The following is a 19,462-nucleotide window of genomic DNA, read 5'->3' as shown; positions in this document are numbered from 1 at the left end:
GCCCGCAGCCCCCGTGCGCGCTTCCCGGGGGCCACGGCCACGCGCACGTGGCGTCAGAGCCGCTGAAGCTCCGCCCAAGGGAGGTCCATGGCGGACGAGGGTGACGGGCAGGACCTGCGGGACACGGTGAAGCGGCTGGAGGCGACGGTCGCGGCCCTGGAGACGCGGCTCGCGAGCCTGGAGGCCCGGGAGGCGCCGCGCCCCGTGGCCTCGCCCTCCCCTGTCACGCCCCCGGTGGCCGCGCCCGAGCAGCGGGACCTGGAGGCGCATGTCGGCACCTACTGGTTGAGCCGCCTGGGCATCGTGGCGCTCATCATCGGCATCGCGTACCTCATCACGTACCACTTCGGGGAGCTGGGGGTGCTGGCGCGCGTGGGCGCGGGCTACCTGCTCAGCGCGGGGCTGGGCGCGTTCGGGTTGTGGCTGGCGCGGCGGCATCAGCTCTTCGGGCGCATCGTCTTCGGCGGCGGCCTGGCGCTCGCGTACTTCGTCACCTACGCGCTGCACTTCATCCCGGCGGTGCGGGTCATCGACAGCGAGGTGCTGGCGCTGGTGCTGCTCGCGGGGTTCGTGGTGGCCATCGTGACCATCGCGCACCGGATGCAGTCGGAGACGGTGGCGGGCATCGCGCTGTTCCTGGGGCTGCACACGGGGATGCTCAGCGACATCACCGCGTTCACGCTGCTGTCCACCACGCTGCTGGCGGCGGGCGCGCTGTTCTTCCTGGTGCGCAACCGCTGGGTCATCGTCCCCCTGTCCAGCCTGGTGGCCGTGTACAGCACGCACGTCGTCTGGGCGGTGCGCACGGGCCACATGGCGCCGGGCGCGCCCGAGGATGACCGGCTCCTGTTGAGCCTGGGCTTCCTCGCGCTCTACTTCCTGCTGTTCTCCGTGGCGCTGCTCGTGCGCCCGCGCGACCTGCCCGTGCGCGCGAGCCTCGCCTTCACGCTGCTCAACTGGGCGGGCCTGACGTCGCTGGGCGCGTACGAGGTCTCCCAGGAGCAGGACTCGCACCTCTTCGGCTTCCTCCTCGTCGTCGCGCTGGCGCATGGCGCGGGGGCCGCCGTGTCGAGGCTCCAGCGCGCGCCCTCCGCGCTGACGCACGCGTACCTGGCGCTGACGGCGGTGACGCTCGCGCTGGCCATGCCCGCGAACTACGACGACGTCGCGCTGGTGGCGGCGTGGACGGTGACGGGGCTGGCCGCGGGCCTGGCCGCGCGCGGGGTGGAGTCCCCGGTGCTGCGGGGCGTGGGCGTGCTCATCCTCTACGTGGCGCTGGGTGCGTGTGAATGGCAGACGCCGGGGCGTCTGTCGTTGCTCACCGGGCTGGTGGTGGCGTTCGTGCTGGTGGAGCGCGGCGGGACGGTGCGCGTCGCGGGCCTGCCGGAGCCCGAGGCCCGGAAGGCCTTCACCGCCGTCTGCGCGGCGGGCGCGGGGCTGGCGCTGGTGGCGCTGGTGGGCGCGCGGATGCCCGAGGGGCTCGTCACGCTGGGTTGGGTCATCGCCGCCTTCCTCCTCTTCGGCGTGGGCTTCGCGGTGCGCGAGCGCTGGTACCGGCTGGCCGCGCTGGCGGTGCTGGGGCTCGCCCTGGGGCGGCTGGTGCTGGTGGACGTGGCGAAGCTGCCGCCGGATCAGCGGGTGGTCACGTTCATCCTGCTGGGCGTCATGCTGCTGCTCGTCTCATACACCTACACGCGGCTGCGCGACCGGCGCGGGTGAAGGCCCCAGGCCGGTCGCGGCCGCTCAGGTGTCGGTCTCCGTCCGCTCCGTCACCCGGTACTCCTGCCGGTAGGCCTTGCCCCCGCGCTCGAAGGTCTCCACCACGGTGACGCCGTCCTCGGAGAGGAAGAGGCGATAGTTCGTGTCCGCCGTGGGGGTCGTCACCCCGTAGTTCCCGAAGGGGAGCTTGAAGACCACGCGCGGGGGGCGATCCGGACAGCAGGCCGTCAACAGCGACGAGGCCAGGGCGCTCGTCAGCATGCCCGCGAGCACGATGCCCAGCTTCCTCATGGCTGCCTCTGGAGGTCGAGGTTCCGGTAGAGCTCGCCCGTGCCCTCCGTCGGCTCGGCTTCGAAGAGCATGGCCCTGGCGAAGTCGCCGGTCGCTCCCGCCTCCGGCCGGACGGCCCACACGTTGTAGACGGCGCCAATGGGCCCCGTGCCCTGCTCGGGGATGATGGAGACGCCATCCGCGGTGGCCGACACGAGCCTCACCCGGATGCCGTCGGCTTCATCATTCAGCGGATCACACACCCCGCCCTGGAGCTTCGCGCCCGCGAACAGGGGCCAGCCCAGCGCGAGTCCCGCGCAGAAGAGCGCCGTGGAGACGGCCTTGCGACGATGCGAGGAAGGAATTGGCATGGGCTGGGAGCCTGGCCCAGGTCCCGTGCGAAGCGCCATGGTCCTTCCGTTCTGGCCTAAGCTTGCGCCGTCCTCCCCGCCGCGCCCCGAATCCCGCCATGAGCCAAGACACCACCGCCCCTGTCTCCGTGAAACACGGTCCGCTCGGACCGCTCGCGCTGTCCCTGTCCGGTGGGGGTTACCGCGCGGCGGCGTTCCACCTGGGGACGCTGCGGTTCCTCGACACCGTGGGACTCCTGTCCGATGTGGTGGGCCTGTCCACGGTGTCCGGGGGGACGCTCACGGGCATGGCCTGGGTGGTGAGCCAGTTGGACGGCAAGCCGTTCAAGGCGTTTCACGAGGCGTTCTCCGCGTATCTGCTGCGGACGAATGTCATCGCGGAGGCCCTGACCGGGCTGACCTCCAACCGGGACCACGGCAGCCACGCGTGGGCCAGCCTGATCCGGTCCGCCGCGGACGTCTACGCCCGGCCCGACTTCCTGGGCGACCGGCGCTTCGGTGAGGTCCTGGACGCGGGCGGGCTCCAGCTCCAGGAGGCCATCTTCAACACCACCGAGTTCCACACCGGCCTGGACTTCCGCTTCCGGCGCAGCGGCAACCCGAGCATCGTCCTGGGCAACAACGGCTACCGGATGCCGCGCCCGGTGGCCAGCCACGTCCGGCTGGCGGACATCGCCGCCGCGTCGTCCTGCTTCCCGGGCGGCTTCGAGCCGCTGGTGTTCCCGCAGCAGTTCCACTGGCCCCAGGGCTATCCGCTCGACACCGCGCTGGCGGCCCTGGGCCCGGGCTTCCAGAGCGGCCTGCCGCTGATGGACGGCGGCATCTATGACAACCAGGGCATCGACAGCCTGCTGCTCGCGTACAACCGGGCGGAGCCGCCGCCCACGCTGCTCATCTCCGACGTCAGCGTCCAGAGCCCGGAGATGTACAACGTCCCGGAGAACCCGACGAAGCGCGGCTGGGTGACGCTGAACGGCGTCTCCTGGTTGGCCTACGGCCTCTTCTTCCTCGCCCTGCTCTCCGCCGGCATCCTCGCGTGGCGCGGGTTCGAGACCGCTCGCACCGGCGACTGGGAGCCTCGGGACTACTTCCTCTATCTCATCCCCGGCGTGCTGACGGCGTCGGTGGCGACGGCGCTGGTCTGGGTCCGCGCGCGGCTGACGGATGTCATCACGCTGGTGAAGCGGCAGATGGACCTGGATGTCTGGCCATCCTTCAAGAAGCTCACGGTGCCGGAGTTCGCGCAGATGCTGGTGCTCCGAGGGACGTCGCTCCTGGCGCTGACGTCCCAGGTGTTCATGAAGCGGGTGCGAGGCCTCGTGTTCGGTCAGGTGTACGGGGACTCGAGGTTCAAGGACCGGCGCATCTCCAACCTCATCTCCACGCTCACGGTGGACCGGCCCAACCTGTTCGCGAAGCACCCGTGGCTCAAGCCCGGTGCGCACCTGGTGGCGACGGGCACGCAGGCCTGCCAGATGCCCACCACGCTCTGGTTCACGGACGCGGCCCAGTTCGCCGCCGTGGAGGGCGCGGGCGCGGCCACCACCTGCTACGTGCTCCTGCGCCACATCGTGGAGCACCATGTGGGCCAGTACGAAGCGCCGGGCCAGCCGTTGAATGCCCTGTACGTGCGCCTGCGCCAGGAGTGGGCGGTGCTCAATCAAGCCGGCGCTCCGTCGCGGGAGCGGCAGGCCGTGGCGGCCTAGCGTCCCCGAGGCGGCGGACGCCTCGGGTTCCGCGTGCATCGGTGGATGCCATGAGTAGGATTCGGGCAGCCCCAGCCCGGAGACCCGATGGCATCCCCCACCGACACGCAGGACCCGTACGAGCGCATCTACCGCGTCTGCGAACAGGTGCCCTCCGGACAGGTGGCCACCTACGGAGACATCGCCACCATCGTCGGCGGGGCCTGTGACGCGCGCGCCGTGGGCCACGCGATGGCGGCGCTGGGGTCGCGAGCCGCGACGGTGCCGTGGCAGCGCATCATCAACCGCACGGGAGGCATCAGCACCTCCGGCCACCGCCAGCGCGAGCTGCTGGAGGCCGAGGGCGTCGCCTTCGACGACACGGGGCACGTGCGCATGGACGCGCACCACTGGAGGGGCCCGAGCGAGGCCTGGGCACGCGCCCACGGCTTCAACGTGCTGCCGCCCCGGGACGCGCCCGCACCCGACGCACAGCTCAAGCTCTTCTAGTCCTCACGGAGCGTCCGGGCGACCGGGCACGAGGGAGAAGCGCTCGCCAGCCCGCCTGCTTTTCACGGCGGAACAAAGGCGGCAGCCTCCACTCCCCGCCCACTGCTTGGACCTCCGAAGAATGTCCTCTCCCCTGCTCCGCTGGGGCCTCGTGCTCCTGGTCTGTCTGCTGGCCCCCGCCGGGTTCGCGAAGGAAGCCAAGGTCCGCAGGGCCAAGGCGAAGGCACCGCGGCTGGTGCGGATCCACAGCGGCCACCGGCTGCACCGCGACGCGGCGGCCGCGTTCGAGCGCATGGCGCAGGAGGCGCGCACGGCGGGGCAGCCGCTGCTCGTCACGAGCGGGTGGCGTTCGTATCAGCAGCAGCGCTACCTGTGGCGCCGCTACCGCAAGGGCCTGGGGCCCAAGGCCGCGCGGCCGGGCCGCTCCAATCACAACCGGGGGCTCGCGGTGGACCTGGTGGTGGGCAGCGAGGAGGCCTCCCCCACGTATGACTGGCTCGCGGGAAACGCGTGCCGCTTTGGCTTCCAGCGGACCGTGAAGTCGGAGCCGTGGCACTGGGAGTACCGGCCCCGGAGCACCTCCGCGCCCGAGGACGGCCAGGACTGCCTGGGCCGCCCCCTGGACCTGGAGCCCGCGCCCGCGGTGGTCCGCCAGGACGCGCCAGCATGAAACGGGCTTCGCGCCCTGAGCGTCCAACAACCATCAAGGGAACTCGACGACAGGCAGTGGACGGCGCGCGACCCGTTCAGCCTCTGAACGGGTCAGTCCAAGCACATGGAGCGCAGCGGCGGCTGTGCGAACATCCAGGTCGCCTGTCCGCGTATCAAGGCTCGCCGCCTCGGCAAGACGGGCCGCTTCGGGGGGAAGCAACAGCGCGGTGACGGCACCCAGGACACTGGATCCAACAACGATGAAGCTGACAAGCGGATCAGGCGTGGAAAAGCGCCCGCTCGCCATCCCTCGCCCAATGTCACGCAGGAGTCGAGGCCCGAGTCCACGCGCGAGGACCTGCCCCTGGTAGCTCTCGCGGACGAGAAGCTTGCCCCAGAGGGGCTCACGCTGCGCACGCTGTAGCGCGTGGCGGACGCTCACCGCGATGACTTCTGCCGGGTCCTCGATGCCGGCTGCCAGCCGCTCGAGGGCATCACCGAACGCGTCGAAGACCTGGGTGAGGACCGCTTCGTGGATCGCCTCCTTCGACGGGAAGTGGTTGTAGAAAGACCCGAAGCCGACATCCGCCGCGTCGGTAATCTCGTTGATTGGCACAGCGTCGGCACCACGCTCGGCGAACAGCCGGAAGGCCGCCTTCAGCAAGCGCTCACGCGTCTCCCTCCTCCGCTTGTCGCCGCGCGATGCCGGTTCGTCGGCTGGCACGGTCAGTGGGGTCGGGACAGGGGCTCGTCCGCGAGGAGCGGTGCGCTTCGATGCAGTCTTGGATCTTGGCATAGGTCGAACCAATTTGACGAAAATATCAGAACTGATTAAATCATCAGAATGAACCCACGTGCTCAGTCTCTCACGCTTCGGACGGCGGAGCCCTCGAGGTGTTCCTCGCCAACCGTGAAGGCGCAGGAGCTCACCCACCTCATCTTCGGGCTGCCGCAGGTCGAAGAGGCTGAGCGCTTCCTGTCGGACTTCGGACTCGACGTCGTGCATCGCACGGCGAGCGCGCTCTACCTGCGCGCATCGGCGCCCACCCCCTACTGCTATCGCATTGAGCGGCGCGCGGGCGCGGGAGCGGGCTTCATTGGATTCGGGCTTCGGGTCGCAAGCAACGCGGACCTCGAGCTCCTCGCGGGGCTCCCTGGCGCGAGCCCGATTCGCCCCGCGGAACATCCGGGTGGCGGCAATGCCGTGGTGCTCACCGACCCATCAGGCTTCGTCGTCGAGGCCATCCACGGCCAAGAAGAAGAAGACGCGTTTCCGCACCGCGCCCCCCTCCCTCTCAACTTCGGGAGAGAGCACGCACGCATCAACTCACCGCAGCGCCCTCCTATCGCGCCGCCAGAGGTGCTCAAGCTGGGCCACGTAGTGCTCGAGGTCGCCGACTTTCAGGCAACGTGTGGGTGGTACACACGACACTTTGGCTTCCTTCCCAGTGACGTACAGGTGCTGCCCGATGGCTCGCCAGCCGTCGTCTTCATGCGCCTGAACCTTGGAGACACGCCCGCGGATCACCACACGTTGGCGCTCGCCCAGGGCATCAGGCCGGCGTTCAGCCACGCGGCATTCGAGGTCGTCGACGCCGACGCGGTCGGAATGGGACAGCGCGTGCTGCGCGAGCGCGGCTGGAAACACGCCTGGGGGGTCGGCCGCCACATCCTTGGCAGTCAGATTTTCGACTACTGGACCGACCCCATGGGTCAGAAGCACGAGCACTATTGCGATGGCGACCTCTTCACCGAAGAGGTGCCCATGGGTGTTCACCCGGTGAGCCGCGAGGCCATGTCCCAATGGGGCCCAATCATGCCGCGCTCGTTCACTGCTCCAGCCATCACTCCCGCGACGGTCACGGCCCTCGTCCGGCATGTCCGGCGCAGCCCTGACCTTAGCCTCCGTAAGCTCTTCACGCTCGCACGGCTCTTCGGGTGAAACATGATTGTTCATGTCGTTCGCTACCAACATGAAGACAAGGTCCACTGGGGAGTAGTGCGCGGCGGTTCTGTCACTCCAGTGCCCGGTGACTTTCCGACGACGGGGGACTTCGTACGGAGTGCCTCCCTTCCCCAGCTCGCCGCACTCGATGGGACATCCCTCGACCTCGCGACCGTCAAGGTCCTCTCGCCTGTCACGCACAACCAGCAGTTCGTGTGCCAGGGCGCGAACTACCGCCAGCACATGGTCGAGTCAGGAGTCGACCCCGACACCAAGACGTTCAACATGATTTTTACCAAGGCGTCGTCGTGCATCGTCCCCGCCGACAGCGACGTCGTGCGCCCCACGCGCGTGCGGTTCCTCGACTACGAGATTGAGCTTGGGCTCGTGCTCCGGCGTGACATCACCCAACCCCAGGAGATCACGGACCAGAACCTCCATGACTTCATCGCAGGCGCGGTAATCGTGAACGACTACTCGGCGCGCGATGTACAAATCCCCGAGATGCAGTTCTACAAGGGGAAGTCGTTCCGGACCTTCGGCCCCGTGGGTCCGCAGCTCGCATTGTTCGACGCAGAGGACACGCACCTGCTGCGCAAGCTGACCCTCCGCTTGAAGGTCAACGGCAAGGTCCGCCAGCAGGACACCACGGCGAACCTCGTACACGGTCCTGCCGCCACACTCACTGAGTTGTCAGGCGTTCACGACTTTCGCGCAGGGGATCTCCTCGCGACGGGCACGCCTGCCGGATGCGCGCTCAGCGTCCCTTCTCCCATGAAACAACGGCTGGCAGCGCTCGTTCCCGAAAAAGCCAGGTGGAAACTGTTCTTGGCCATGCAGGCAAAGCGGACACAGTACCTGCAGCCCGGGGATGTCGTGGAAGCAAGCATCCGGAGCGACGACGGTCGACTCGACCTCGGTGTTCAACGCAACCTCATCATCGCGGAGAGGTAAGCGATGGACTTCGACGTCCTCATCGTTGGCTACGGCCCCGTCGGAGCGGCGCTCGCGGGGTTGCTCGGCCGCTACGGAGTGCGTGCGCTGGTTGTTGACAAGGCCCTGGAGGTTTTCACGGCACCACGGGCCATTGCTCTCGACAATGAAGCCCTGCGCATTCTCCAGCAGGTCGGCGTCGGAGCACGCGACTTCGCCCGCATGCCTGTCCCCTACGTCGTGCTTCGCAGCCCACAGTTCGGTGAGATCGCACGCATCGACACATCGAAGGTCATTGATGGCCACCCGATGCTTGTGACGTTCTTCCAACCAGAGCTTGAGCGTGCGCTGCGCGCGAACGTCGAGCGGCAAGCCACGGTAACGGCCCGCACCGGCATGGAGCTGGTCCAATTCACCGAAGAGGCCGACGGCATCCGAGCGCTGCTCCGCTCAACGGATGGAACAGAGGAGTTCGTCCGCGCCCGCTACCTTGTGGGTGCGGACGGCGCGAGTTCGTCGGTCCGCACGTCCATCGGTGAGTCCTTCGATGGAGCCACGTACGTTGAAGACTGGCTCATCGTGGATGCGCTGGATCTCCCCAACACCATCGACCATGTCGAGTTCATCTGCGACCCGAAGCGGCCTGGCCCACACATGGCCGCGCCCGGAGGCCGAACGCGCTGGGAGTTCATGCTCCACCCGGGTGAACGGCGGGACGAGATGTTGAAGGATACAGCCATCTCCGAGCTGCTGCGCCCCTGGACGAGCCCGGGCGAATACCGGCTCGAGCGAAAGGCAGTCTATCGGTTTCATGCTCGCGCCTGCGCGCACTTCAGCAAGGGACGCGTCTTCCTGGTGGGAGATGCGGCCCACATCACCCCGCCCTTCGTCGGGCAAGGGCTCGTCGCGGGCCTGCGCGACGCCGCGAACCTTGCGTGGAAGCTCGCATGGGTCACACAGCAACGTGCCGCGGCCTCGATTCTCGACAGCTACGATTTGGAGCGGCGTCCGCACGCCAAGAAGATGATCGACCTCGCGCGCTTCGCGGGGCTCTTCATCATGCCGCGCTCGCGGGCGTGGGCGTGGCTCGCCCACGGCAGCCTCAAGGTCTTGCGGCACCTCCCGCCGTTCAAGTCGTTCATCAGCGACTTCGGCATGAAGCCGGCGCATGCGTACGACAACGGCCTCTTCGCGCGCGGTTCAGGCCGCCTCGCGCGTGGCGCGTGGCTCCCGCAGGGCGAAGTCCGCGACTCGCACGGAACGACGCTGCTGAGCGATGAGGCCTTCGGGCATGGCTTCACATTGCTCTGCTCCGCCGCCGCACCGCCGGCCATCGGCGCCGACACGGCACGGCGCTGGGAGCGCCTCGGCGGAACGACGGTGGTGCTGCACGCGCAAGGGAGCGCACCGAAACCAGGCAGCTTCGAGGATGCCACGGGGGCGTTCGCGAAGCTCACACGCGACGAGTGGTGCGTCGTCGTTCGACCTGACCGGACGACTCTTCACGATGGGCCGGTCTCGGACGCAGAGCGCGTGCTTCGCGAGTCCCTTGACCTCCTCGGCATCCGGGATGCTGCTGCAGCAAGCGGAGGATTGAATGCGACGTCGTTTTGAGGGCCAGGTCATCTGGATCACGGGAGCATCCTCGGGCATCGGCGCGGCGCTAGCAGAGGCGTTCGCGAGTGAGGGCGCGCGACTGGTCCTCTCGGCGCGTCGGCGCGCGGAGCTCGAACAGGTCGCCGCGAGGTGCAGCACCGAGGCATTCGTGCTGCCGCTCAATCTCGAGGAGCCGGAAACCTTTCCTGCCCACGTCGAGGCCGCGCTTCTGCGCTTCGGCCACATCGACGTCGTTGTCCACAACGGTGGCATCAGCCAGCGCTCGCTGGCCCAGGAGACCCGCCTCGACGTCGACCGCCGCATCATGGACGTCAACTACTTCGGCGCGGTGGCGCTAACGAAGGCACTGCTTCCGTCAATGGTGAAGAGGAAGGCCGGACACTTCGTCGTTGTCTCGTCGGTGATGGGAAAGGTCGGCACACCGCAACGCTCAGCCTACGCGGCGAGCAAGCACGCGTTGCACGGGTTCTTCGACTGCCTGCGTGCGGAGATTGCTGACGACGGGCTCTTTGTAACGCTGGTCTGCCCCGGTTACATCCAGACCGACGTATCGAAGAACGCCCTCACGGGTGACGGCTCGCCGAAGAACGAGGTGGGGAGCGATATCGCCAAAGGCCACCCAGCGGACCTCACCGCACGCCAGATCCTCAATGCCGTCAGTAAAAAGACGAGCGAGACCTACGTCGGGGCGTTCGGAAAAGAGCTGCTGGCGCTCCTACTCAAGCGCTTCCTGCCAGGAGTCCTGGAAGGCCTGGTACGTAACGCCGTGCCCAAGTAGAGCGTCACGCTGCGCAAGCGCCTCTCGGGCATAATGTCATGCGGCCTTGGCTCGGCCCGACGCGCAGCTTGAGCCCGTTCGAGAATTACGACCGGCCGTTCAGGCCGCGCGCGGAGGCAGCTCCACGATGAACCTCGCGCCGTGCCCCGGCTCGCTCTCGACGTGGATGCTGCCGCCGTGCGCCTCGACGATGCGTCGCGTGATGAAGAGCCCCAGGCCCAGCCCTCCGTAGTTGAGGGAGGCGGCGCGCTCGAAGCGCTCGAAGATGCGCTCCTGGGATTCGAGCGGAATGCCCATCCCCTGGTCCTCGACGATGAGCAGCGCCCTGCCCGCGTGCTTCGTGACCTCCATCCGGATGGGCCGCCCCGCGCCGTACTTCATCGCGTTGGTCAGCAGGTTGAGCATCACCTGCTCCATCCGCAGGCGATCCCAGCGGCCCCAGACGGGCTCGGGGGCCACCAGCTCGAACTCGCAGCCCGCCTTCTGGAGCGACTCCGAGACATGGCCCGCCATGTGCCGGGCCACCGTCGCCAGGTCGATCTCCTCCATGCGCAGGTCGAGCTGCTTCTCGTGGACGCGGGAGACGTCGAGCAGGTGGTCCGCCAGGTTCGACAGGCGTTGGAGCTGGTCCTGGAAGACCTCCAGCATCCGCGTCATCCGCTCCGGGGACAGGGGCCGCGCCCCCGACAGCACGGACTCCATCTGCTGGACCCGCAGCCGCATGGAGGTCAACGGGGTCTTCAGCTCATGGGAGGCGATGGACAGGAACTCGTCCCGCGCGCGGATGGACTCCTGCGCCGAGCAATAGAGCTGCGCGTTGTCGATGGCGAACGCGGCCCGGCGCCCCAGCTCCTCCGTCAACGTCAGCTCCTCCCGCGCGTACGTGCGCCCCGGCTCGGGAGACAGGAGGTACAGCACGCCCAGGGTGCGGCCTCGGGCCTGGAGCGGCACCCCCAGCGAGGGCCGCTCCCGAAGCGGCCGCAGCTCCTCTGTCAGGGCCTCGGTGTCCCACAGGCCCCGTGACGCTTCGGACACCTCCGACTCACCCGTGGCCAGCACGTGGGCCGGGCCGTGGCGGGCGTCCGGGTCCGGCGGGTGGCGCAACAGCCACTCCCGCACGCTCGCCGCGCGGGCCCGCGAGCGGTCCGCCACCGCCACCGGCCGCAGGCCCACGCCGTCCGTCCGCACGAAGAAGACGCACAGCTCCGCCAACAGGGGCACGGCCAGCTCGGCGACGCGCTGGAGCGTGGTCTCCGGGTCGAGCGAGGCCACCAGCTCGCGGCTCGCCTCGGCCAGGAACCGCTGGGACACCTCCATCCGCTTGCGCTCGGTGATGTCGGTGGCGATTCCACAGAGCGCGTAGGCCGCCCCCGTGGCGTCGAGCAGCGGGAACTTCTGCGTGAGGTGGACGTGGATGCCATCGTCGTGCAGGAGCCGCTCCTCCCGTTGCACGGCGACGCGGCGCTGGAAGATGTCGTGGTTGGCCTCGTGCAGCGTCTCCGCGATCTCCCGGGGAAAGACATCGAAGACGGTCTTGCCCGCGACCTGTTGCCGGGTGCGGTGGAAGAGCCGCTCCCACTCGCGGTTCACGAACCGGAAGCGCTCCTGGGTATCCAGGAGGAAGAACACGGTCGGCGCGTTGTCCAGGATGGCGCGCAGGCGCTGCTCGCTCTCCTGCAACGCCTCCTCCGTGCGCTTCCGCTCGGTCACGTCGAGCAGCACCGCGAGCGAGCGGACCATCCTGCCGGAGGTGTCCCGCTCCACGATGGCGGACAGCAGGACGTCGATGACCTCCCCGCCCTTCTTCACGAACTGGTACGGCACGTCCTTGCACGCCCCCGTTTTGTAGTACTCGGGCAGGACGACCTCGCGGGCGTAACGCCGGGACGCCGGGGTGAGGAACTCCACTGACTCGCGCCCGATCACCTCCGCGCGCTCGTAGCCCAGCGTGCTCAACCAGCAATCGCTGACGCTGATGAGCCGCCCGTGCGGGTCAATGGATTGCATCATCACGGGCGTGGTGTTGTAGAGCGACCGGTACTTCGCCGCGCCCTCGCGCGCCGCGTCCTCGGCCCGCTTGAAGTCGGTGACGTCGCTGTAGACGGAGGCGCCTCCGCGCACCCGCCCGGTCACGTCGCGGACCGGGCTGGAGCTGACGTGCAGCCAGGTGCCTTCCGGCCTTCTGGCGTTGCGCAGGAAGACCACCGCCCGGCTGACAGCCTCGCCCCGGAGGGCTCGGGTCATGGGCAGGTCCTCGGACGGATAGAGGGTCACCTGGTCCGGCAGGTAGAACCCGTAATGCGCGGGCCACCGGCTGACCGGCTCGTCGGTGGCGCCCATGCCCAGGATCTGCTCGCCCTTCGGGTTGATGAACGCGAGCTGCTGGTGCTCGTCCGCCACCAGCAGCCCTTCGCCCATGCTGGCGAGCACGGCATCCAGGAGGTTGCTGTACTCCGATGGCGAGCCACCCGAGGGTGGCTGCGCCGGGCTGTCGTGCAAGCGGGCCATGGGACGCGTGAAGGGGGTGGATTCCTCCCTCTTCAACGATGGGGGCTCGCCCACTCATTCGCCAGACGTCGCCCTCCCGGCGCTACTGGAGGGCTTCGAGCAGGGCCGCCTGCAGTGCCTTCCGGTTCTCGGGGAAGCGCTGGTTGGGATACGGCCGCGCTCCGCCCAGGAGGGCTTCATACCGCTGATACATGGGGTCGGAGCGTGCGGGCTCCTGCTGATAGAAGGCGCGGTTGGCCTGGAGCAGGTAGCGAGGCCGGGTGCCCTGGGGGCCGTCTTCACTGAAGGCGATGAGGCTGCGCGTTCCGGGGGCCTGCATGAACGCGGTGAAGGCGCGGGAGTCCTCCGCGCAGGTCCCGGTGCAGTTCGCGTTGAGCACCAGCGCATCCACGAAGACCGCCGGCGCCGAGCCCGCGCCCAGCGGGACGGAGATGACCTCCGGGAGGGGCATCGCGGGCTGCGACTGGAGGATGTAGAACAGGCGCTCGGTGTAGCCCATGAAGCCGTTGGCCTGCTCCTGGGCGAAGGCCACCTCCGCCACCGTGTTGTCCGCGTAGCTGCCATCCAGGCAAGGGTTGACGCCCGCTTCGAGCGAGCAACTGTCGACGACGTCCGCGAACGCGCTCATCGTCGGAGCGTCGAGCGGCAGCGAGATGGCGCCCGCGAGCGCGTCCCCTGGATGCGTGTCCGCCCAGGCATCGATGTACGAGGAAGGCAGCGTCCAGCTCCCGTCGAGGTTCGTCGCCAGCGGGCGCTTGCCGGGAGAAGCCTCGCGAAGGATGCGCACGAGCGAGGCGCTGTCCGTCGCGGACTGGATGTTCGAGGTCCGCGAATAGACGACGTTGGTGCAGAGGTAGGTGGGCACGCCGTAGTTCTCACCGCCGATGCGGACCGCCTCCTCCGCCGCGGGATGCACGACGCCCGCCTCCAGCGCGACCGGCTGGATCCACTGTCTCTCCGCGAGCGTTCCGAGGATCAGCGTGTCCACCTCCACGACCTGGGCGGCCCCGGCCCCCGTGCCGAGCAACTGGTTCAGCGTCCCGCCTTCACTCAGGTCATAGACATCCAGGTTGGCGTCGAAGACGACGTCCAGGTCGATGTCCGGATGGGCCGCCTCGAAGTCGGCCTCCAATCGCTGCTCCAGGCTGGCGAAGCCGTCCCCCGCCGAGTCGGGGATGTATGGAAACAGCACGGCCTTCAACGGGCGCCTGGGCGTGGGGTCGGGATCGGAGGACTCCGAGCACGCGCTCAGGACCAGGACGGCGGGGACGACAAAGGCTCTCCAGCGCATTGCAGGTGACCTCTCGGGGGTGATGCCGGTGGGGTGAAGACCTATCGCGCGAGGAACGCGCGCATCTCGGAGATGACCTCCGCCTGTCGCGGGAGCCAGAGGTAGTGGCCCGCGCCGGGGAGCGTCACGACCTTCCAGTTCGGCAGGCTCTTGAGCAGCGCTTCCTGGGCGGCCTCGCGCTGGCGCAGCTCCGGCAGGAACGCGCGGGCCCGCTCGCGCAGGTCCCCGGGGAGGTTCTCCGCCTGGGCCAGATGCTCCACCCAGGCCGCGAAGGCCAGATCGTCGGAGATGGCCAGCACGGGCCCGCGCAGCTTCGCGTAGTCCGGCAAGGCGGCGCCCCGGATGCACTGCTCCGTCGCCTCCGGCATGCGATGGTAGCGCAGGTACGCGCCCGTGGCTGCGTCGAACTCAAATGCCTGATCAATCTCATGCGGCGGGAACGGACCGCCCAGGTCGCGCGCGAGCAGCGCCGTCACCGCCTCACGTGACGGCTGCCCGTCGAGCACGGTGAACGGCAGCGGCGGCAGCGGACCGGGCTTGAGGAACTCCGCGATCTCTCCCTTGTTGTCCGTGGCGTCCAGGAAGATGAGCGCCTCCACCCGCTCCGGATGGTTCAGGCCCATCCAGTTCAGCTCGTCCCCCGCGAGCGAGTGCCCCACGAGCGTCGCCTTCGCGAGCCCCAGGCCATCCATCGCGGCCAGCACGTCATGCCCCAACGTCGCGCTGTCGTAGCCGGTGGCCGGCCAGCTCGACGCGCCGAAGCCGCGCCGGGTGAAGGCATAGACGTGGTGCGTGGCGATGAACTCCGGCGCCAGCACGTCATAGACATGCGCCGTGCTCCCCATGCCCGGCAGGAACACCAGCGCCGGCCCCTTGCCGCCAAAGTCGAGCACCTCCAGTTCGACCTCCGGCGCCACCCGCACCCGGCTCACCCGGTGCAGCGGATCCGCCGTGCCGCCGGGGGGCGGGGGCGGCGTGGTCGCACAGGCGGAAAGCAACAGCACCCAAGACAGACGTAACCAGGACGTTCGCATGGACGGCAAGCTTTGCATGAACACCGTGACAACGGAACGAAATCAAGCCTGCCCATGATGACTGGCTGTTACTCATCGCAAAATTCCATCTCCCACTGAATCCCCTCGCCCTCAAGACAGACGATGCGGTCGCGCGGGATGGCGCCCCCCGGTCCCGTGCATTCGACGTTGCCAATCCCAGACGCCGGACACGCACATGATCCGCGCGCACGCCGTCAACCGCGTTCTGGGCGTGCACGCCCCCACGGCGCGGAGCGTGAGCCGGGCCCTGAAAGTTCTTGCCCCCTTCTCTCCAGGTCGCCATTCGCGGCGGCCTCGGAGTAGCCTGCGGGCCTCTCCACGGAAGAGGGGGCTCATGCGCGTCGTACCGTCCGTCCTGGAATCCGTCACCGTTCACGCCGAGGGCGCGCTGTGCACGCGCGCGTTCGTGCTCTCGCCCGAGAACGGACACCTGCCCGGGCAGGTCCGCATCGACGGCCTTCCGCTGGCCCTGCGCACGGGCTCGCTGCGCGCCCGGGTGGTGGAGGGCCCGCCGGAGCTCCTCGTCCGCGACCTCAAGCCCACGTTCGACGTGCGGATGCCGCCGGAGTCGGAGCTGCCCGCGGAACAGCACGCGCTCGAAGCGGCGGAGGCCTCGCTGGCGGCGGTGCATGGGCGGCTGGAGCGGGTCCGCTCGGAGATCGCGGCGCTGCGCGGCCTGGCTCCCACCTGGCCGGCCCAGCGCAAGGGCCATCCCCCGCGCGAGGCACCGCTGACCGCGATGCTGTCCCTCACGGGCTTCGTGGACGCGGAGCTGGCGGAGCTGCAGGCCCAGGAGCTGGACCTGGCGCGCCAGCACCGCGACGCCACGAACGAGCTGGAGCTCCGCCGCCGCCGCGTCCAGGAGCTGTCCTCCGCGCGGAGCGTGGACCGCGCCCGGCTGTTCCGCGCGGCGCTGCTGACGCTGTCCGGCCCCATCGCCGCGACCGCGGACGCGCGGCTGGTGCTGGAGTACGCGGTGGCCGGCGCGCGCTGGGTGCCCACCTATGACCTGCGCCTCCCGCGCACGCTGGTGGAAGGCACGCTGCGCATGCGCGCCGCCGTCGTCCAGCGGACCGGAGAGGACTGGACGGGCGTGCGGCTGGCGGTCTCCACCGCGAGTCTGGAGCGGCGCGCGGAGGTGCCGGAGCTCAAATCGCTGCGCATCGGCCGCAGCCAGCCGCCCCCCGCCCGCTCGGGGTGGCGTGAACCCGCGCCGGGCCTGGAGGAGCTGTTCGCGGGCTACGACGCGCTGCGCGTTCCCCGGCCGGAGCCCGTCCCCCAAAAGCCCCAACCGCCGCCCATGCCCGCGCCGGAGATGGCGAAAGGCGCTTACGAGCAGGAGGAACTCTACAAGGAATCGGCCTCGTTCGGAGGCCCGCCAGGAGCGCCGCCCAGCGTGTCCGCGCCGCCTCCGCCCATGGCTGCGCCGAAGGCTTCGGGAGCCTTTCTGGGAGGGGCTCGTCCCTCGGCGCCCAGCCGCAACGTCCCCAGCGCCGCTCCGGCACCGAGCATGCCCCCGCCCCGCGGCGGTGGCGGCATGGACCGCATGCGCAGCAAGAAGCGCGCGGTCTCGGAGGATGACTTCGATGACGCCCCGATGGCGGACATGTTGATGGATGAAGAAGAGGGCGGCGCTGGCGATGAGCACCGGAGCGCGGCGGGCCTGGAGCCGGCGGAGGGTCTGTTCGACTACGACTCGCTGACGCTGGCCTCCGCGGCCTCTCCGGGGCAGCGCGGCCGGTTGCGTCCCCGCTCCGCGCTCGTCTCCCAGGCGATGCTGTCCATCACGTCCGTGAGCCTTCAGGTGGAGGTCGTGCGCCTGGAGGCCCAGGCCTTCGTCATCGCCGAGTCCGTGAGCAGCGTGGCGCCCCCCTCCTGGGCCGTGCCGCCGCGCGAGTCAGCCCGGCACTTCGACGCGCGCTTCGACGCGGAGGCCGTCGCGGACGTGCCGTCCGATGGCGCGTGGCACACCGTGCCCATGCTGACGGTGCCCCTGGAGCTCAAGGCCGAGTACGTGTGCGTGCCCTCCGTGGAGCCTCGCGTCTTCCGCACGGTGCGCCTGGACAATGCCTCGCAGCATCCGCTGCTCGCCGGGCCGGTGGACGTGACGCTCGGCGACGAGTTCCTGATGACGTCGCCCATGCCCACGCTGGGGCCGGGCGAGACGCAGCGGCTGGGCCTGGGCGTGGAGGAGGCGCTCCAGGTGGCGCGCAACACCCGCTTCGACGAGGCCTCGGGCGGCATGTTCGGAAACAGCACGGTGCTCACGCACCACGTCTCCGTGGAGGTGGCCAACCACCTCTCCCGCGCCGCGAACATCGCCATCTCCGAGCGGATCAGCGCGGTCCCCGAATCCCAGAAGGACATCAAGGTGGAGGAGTCGGAGGTGGTGCCGCCCTGGCAGAAGCCCACGCCGCTGCCGGGTGAAGAGGCGGTGGAGGGCGAGCGCGTGTGGCGCGTGAGCGTCCCCGCGGGAGAGAAGCGTTCGATGAAGGCGACGTGGGTCGTGAAGCTGCCCGCCAGCAAGATGCTGAACGGCGGGAACCGGAGGACGTGATGCGCACTTCCATTCTGTTGCCCCTGATCAAGGTGACGGTCCTGGAGGACCGGGCGCTCGTCGAGCGCAGCGGCACGGTGACGCTGCCCCCGGGCCCCTGCCGCCTCGTGGTGGACGGGCTGCCGGCGGTGGCGGTGGACCGCTCGCTCCAGGCGAAGCTCACCGGAGGCATGGTGACCCAGGCCAGCCTGCGCCGCTCGATGCGCGCCGTGCTGCCCGAAGCGCTGCGCGAGCACCACTCGGAGCTGGCCCGCCGCGCCTTCGAGCGCGAGCAGGTGCTGGCACGCGCCCAGGCGGAGGTCCGGCGCCTGGAGGCGAAGCACGTCCTGCTGGAGACCGCGCGCCGGGACATCCTCCGCGCCATCTCCGAGCGCACCGGCGCCGGTGAAGCGGATCCGGTGAAGTGGAAGGAGCAGTTGGCGACGGTCCGCCAGGAGCAGACCGCGACCGACGATCACCTGCGGCAGGCCCGCCGTGACCTGGGGCGCCTGGAGCGGCAGCACATCCAGGAGACCCGCGACGTGCTGTCGCGCACGGAGATGCCGGAGCCCACGCTGGACGTGCGCGCTGAGCTGGACGTGAGCCACGCCCCGGGCGGTGAGGCGACGTTGACGCTCAGCTACCTGGTGCCGTGCGCCGCGTGGCGGCCGGCCTACCGCGCGGTGCTGGGCCTCTCGGAGGCGGAGTCCTCGGTGAGGTTGGAGTGTGAGGCGGTGGTCTGGCAGAACACCGGCGAGGCGTGGAAGGACGTGACGCTGGCCTTCTCCACGGCGCGGCCCACGCTGGGCGCCACGCCGCCCCGGCTCACGGAGGACTGGCTCTCCCTGCGGGAGAAGACGTCGCGCGAGAAGCAGGTGGTGGACGTCACCCTGCGCGAGGAGTCGCTCCAGGAGACGGGCGAAGCGGGAGCGGCGAAGGCGGCGGACGCGCTGCCCGGCATGGATGACGGCGGCGAACCCGTGACGCTGGCCGCGCCGCACAAGGCCACGGTGCCGTCGGATGGCGAGGCGCACCGCGTGGCGCTGTTCGCGTTCACCTCGCCGGCCACGTCGGAGCTGGTGGCCTGCCCGGAGCAGTCACCGCTGGTGCACCGCGTGGCGAAGTTCGACAACACGGGGCCGGCGGTGTTGCTCGCGGGTCCGGTGGACCTGGTGCGCGCCAACGGCTACGTGGGCCGCGCGCAGCTCAAGTTCGCGGGCCGGGGCGAGCGCGTGAAGCTGGGCTTCGGCAGCGAGGACTCCCTGCGCGTGTCGAGGCAGGTGGACGTGGGCGAGGAGGTGGCCCGCATCACCGGCCGGCGCACGCGGACGCAGAAGGTGAAGCTGTTCGTCTCCAACATGGGCGCGAAGCCCGCGGCGCTCGCGGTGGAGGAGCGCATGCCGGTGTCGGAGGTGGAGGCCGTGGAGGTGGCGCTGCTCAAGGACGCCACGAAGCCCGCGCCCACGAAGGTGAGCGACGAGGGCATCGTGCGCTTCGAGCTGAGCGTGCCGCCGCGCTCCCGCCAGACGGTGGCCTTCGGCTTCACGGTGGCCAGCGCCGCGAAGGTTTCGGGCATCTAGGGGATCGCCACGC

Annotated in this window: 16 protein-coding genes; 10 read left to right on the top strand and 6 right to left on the bottom strand. The window is 69.5% G+C overall.

All coding sequences use genetic code 11. From position 1 onward, the window contains the following. Positions 1-87: 87 nt before the first annotated feature. The gene (locus tag K8612_RS12950) at positions 88-1,719 is read left to right on the top strand and encodes a DUF2339 domain-containing protein (RefSeq protein WP_223762484.1); all 1,632 of its coding nucleotides are present in this window, start codon (positions 88-90) and stop codon (positions 1,717-1,719) included. Positions 1,720-1,743: 24 nt separating this feature from the next. Here K8612_RS12950 and K8612_RS12945 read toward each other — a convergent pair whose 3' ends face one another. After that, positions 1,744-2,010: a hypothetical protein gene (locus K8612_RS12945; RefSeq protein WP_223762483.1), complete on the bottom strand. Its 267-nt coding sequence runs from the start codon at positions 2,008-2,010 to the stop codon at positions 1,744-1,746. Beyond that, positions 2,007-2,360: a hypothetical protein gene (locus K8612_RS12940; protein ID WP_223762482.1), complete on the bottom strand. Its 354-nt coding sequence runs from the start codon at positions 2,358-2,360 to the stop codon at positions 2,007-2,009. Before K8612_RS12940 ends, K8612_RS12945 begins: the two co-directional genes overlap by 4 nt. Positions 2,361-2,458: 98 nt before the next feature. On the opposite strand from K8612_RS12940, the gene K8612_RS12935 reads away from it, so the two are divergent. From K8612_RS12935 to K8612_RS12925, 3 genes are all read left to right on the top strand, one after another. After that, a complete protein-coding gene (locus tag K8612_RS12935) occupies positions 2,459-4,066 on the top strand; it encodes a patatin-like phospholipase family protein (protein ID WP_223762481.1) in 1,608 nt (535 codons plus the stop codon). Between the two features lie 87 nt (positions 4,067-4,153). Then, a complete protein-coding gene (locus K8612_RS12930) occupies positions 4,154-4,555 on the top strand; it encodes an MGMT family protein (protein ID WP_223737976.1) in 402 nt (133 codons plus the stop codon). A 121-nt stretch (positions 4,556-4,676) separates the two neighbouring features. Further along, entirely contained in the window at positions 4,677-5,225 is a 549-nt protein-coding gene (locus tag K8612_RS12925; protein ID WP_223762480.1) for a D-alanyl-D-alanine carboxypeptidase family protein, read from the top strand. A 33-nt stretch (positions 5,226-5,258) separates the two neighbouring features. Here K8612_RS12925 and K8612_RS12920 read toward each other — a convergent pair whose 3' ends face one another. Further along, on the bottom strand, positions 5,259-5,870 hold the full coding sequence (locus K8612_RS12920) for a TetR/AcrR family transcriptional regulator (RefSeq protein WP_223762479.1): 612 nt from the start codon (positions 5,868-5,870) through the stop codon (positions 5,259-5,261). A 246-nt stretch (positions 5,871-6,116) separates the two neighbouring features. Between K8612_RS12920 and K8612_RS12915 the strand changes: the two genes are divergently transcribed. From K8612_RS12915 to K8612_RS12900, 4 genes are read left to right on the top strand one after another with little or no spacing between them, the layout of a single operon-like run. Further along, positions 6,117-7,148, top strand: a complete 1,032-nt coding sequence (locus K8612_RS12915) for a VOC family protein (protein ID WP_223762478.1) — start codon at positions 6,117-6,119, stop codon at positions 7,146-7,148. 3 nt (positions 7,149-7,151) lie between these two features. Further along, positions 7,152-8,105, top strand: coding sequence for a fumarylacetoacetate hydrolase family protein (locus tag K8612_RS12910; protein ID WP_223762477.1), 954 nt, complete (start codon positions 7,152-7,154; stop codon positions 8,103-8,105). A 3-nt stretch (positions 8,106-8,108) separates the two neighbouring features. Further along, positions 8,109-9,698 carry a bifunctional 3-(3-hydroxy-phenyl)propionate/3-hydroxycinnamic acid hydroxylase gene (locus tag K8612_RS12905; RefSeq protein WP_223762476.1) on the top strand — a complete coding sequence of 530 codons (1,590 nt, stop codon included), beginning with the start codon at positions 8,109-8,111 and terminating at the stop codon, positions 9,696-9,698. Then, entirely contained in the window at positions 9,682-10,479 is a 798-nt protein-coding gene (locus tag K8612_RS12900) for an SDR family oxidoreductase (protein WP_223762475.1), read from the top strand. The genes K8612_RS12905 and K8612_RS12900 overlap by 17 nt, the downstream gene beginning before the upstream one ends. 99 nt (positions 10,480-10,578) lie before the next feature. On the opposite strand, the gene K8612_RS12895 is transcribed toward K8612_RS12900, so the two are convergent. The 3 genes from K8612_RS12895 to K8612_RS12885 form a co-directional block, all read right to left on the bottom strand. Next, on the bottom strand, positions 10,579-12,987 hold the full coding sequence (locus tag K8612_RS12895) for a PAS domain S-box protein (protein WP_223762474.1): 2,409 nt from the start codon (positions 12,985-12,987) through the stop codon (positions 10,579-10,581). A gap of 82 nt (positions 12,988-13,069) precedes the next feature. Continuing rightward, positions 13,070-14,179, bottom strand: coding sequence for an extracellular solute-binding protein (locus K8612_RS12890; RefSeq protein ID WP_223762473.1), 1,110 nt, complete (start codon positions 14,177-14,179; stop codon positions 13,070-13,072). A 140-nt stretch (positions 14,180-14,319) separates the two neighbouring features. Further along, complete coding sequence (locus K8612_RS12885; protein ID WP_370639871.1) at positions 14,320-15,282, bottom strand: alpha/beta fold hydrolase; 963 nt, start codon at positions 15,280-15,282, stop codon at positions 14,320-14,322. A 385-nt stretch (positions 15,283-15,667) separates the two neighbouring features. Between K8612_RS12885 and K8612_RS12880 the strand changes: the two genes are divergently transcribed. Further along, entirely contained in the window at positions 15,668-17,890 is a 2,223-nt protein-coding gene (locus tag K8612_RS12880) for a DUF4139 domain-containing protein (RefSeq protein WP_223762472.1), read from the top strand. After that, positions 17,890-19,449, top strand: a complete 1,560-nt coding sequence (locus K8612_RS12875; RefSeq protein ID WP_223762471.1) for a DUF4139 domain-containing protein — start codon at positions 17,890-17,892, stop codon at positions 19,447-19,449. The genes K8612_RS12880 and K8612_RS12875 overlap by 1 nt, the downstream gene beginning before the upstream one ends. The last annotated feature ends 13 nt before the right edge of the window (positions 19,450-19,462 follow it).

This window comes from Corallococcus sp. AS-1-6 (assembly GCF_020037015.1).
In the GTDB taxonomy this organism is placed as follows: domain Bacteria; phylum Myxococcota; class Myxococcia; order Myxococcales; family Myxococcaceae; genus Corallococcus.
This window is presented reverse-complemented; position numbering and strand designations above follow the sequence as displayed.